Genomic DNA, 906 nt, shown 5'->3' on the forward strand with positions numbered 1-906 from the left:
CCGCGCCCCCCGCCGCCGCGTCAGCGGTAGTTGACGAACTGGAGCGCCGCGTCGACGTCCGCGCCCTTGAGCAGTGCGATGACGGCCTGCAGGTCGTCGCGGCTCTTGGCGGTGACGCGCAGCTCGTCGCCCTGGATCTGCGTCTTGACGTTCTTCGGGCCCTCGTCGCGGACGATCTTCGCGAGCTTCTTCGCGATCTCGCTCGACAGGCCCTCCTGGATCGCCCCCGCGAGGCGGTACTCCTTGCCCGACGGCTTGGGCTCGCGGTCGCCGACGTCGAGCGACTTGAGCGAGATCCCGCGCTTGATGAGCTTCGACTCGAAGACGTCGAGCACCGCGAGCACCCGCTCGGCCGAGTTCGCGACCATGAGGACCGACTCGCCGCTCCACGTGATCGACGCCCCGACGCCCTTGAAGTCGTACCGCTGGGCGATCTCCTTCGCCGCCTGGTTCAGCGCGTTGTCGACCTCCTGACGGTCGACCTTGCTGACGACGTCGAACGACGACTCGCTCGCCATGTGCTCTCCTCCTGCCGCCCCGGACACCCGCCGGGGGCTCGTCTGTCGCCGCGCCCAGGGGCGTCGGCCGTCCGTCCCGGGGGGACCGTTTCGTCAGCACCCCTCGGGAGTTGCTATCCTTCCACCCGCGCGCTGCTCGCGGCGGCCGGCCTCCGGGTCGACCCCGCAACGGCGAGCGATCCCTGGCGGGTTACCCGAGCGGCCAAAGGGGGCTGACTGTAAATCAGCTGGCACAGCCTACGGGGGTTCGAATCCCTCACCCGCCACGGTTGTGATGTCGCAGGACATCGGCAACAGGCCGGACCCTCAGGGTCCGGCCTGTTTGCGTGTCTGGGGTTGGTAGTTGCGGGTGGTGTCGATGGTGAGTTCGCGCAGGAGTTCTCCGGTG

General features: G+C 69.0%; 1 protein-coding gene and 1 tRNA gene. One reads left to right on the forward strand and one right to left on the reverse strand.

Features of this window, described 5'->3' with window-relative positions:
* Positions 1-20 precede the first annotated feature (20 nt).
* Positions 21-518 (reverse strand): YajQ family cyclic di-GMP-binding protein, encoded by a 498-nt coding sequence (locus CTKZ_RS20785; protein WP_124344677.1) that lies wholly within the window; start codon positions 516-518, stop codon positions 21-23.
* A 184-nt stretch (positions 519-702) separates the two neighbouring features.
* On the opposite strand from CTKZ_RS20785, the gene CTKZ_RS20790 reads away from it, so the two are divergent.
* Positions 703-784 (forward strand) — tRNA-Tyr (locus CTKZ_RS20790).
* Positions 785-906: the final 122 nt, after the last annotated feature.

Source organism: Cellulomonas algicola (assembly GCF_003851725.1).
Classification (GTDB): domain Bacteria; phylum Actinomycetota; class Actinomycetes; order Actinomycetales; family Cellulomonadaceae; genus Cellulomonas; species Cellulomonas algicola.

Excerpts from the sequence above, each read along its gene's own strand:
- CTKZ_RS20785 (WP_124344677.1), bottom strand. The coding sequence starts at position 518 with ATGGCGAGCGAGTCGTCGTTCGACGTCGTCAGCAAGGTCGACCGTCAG.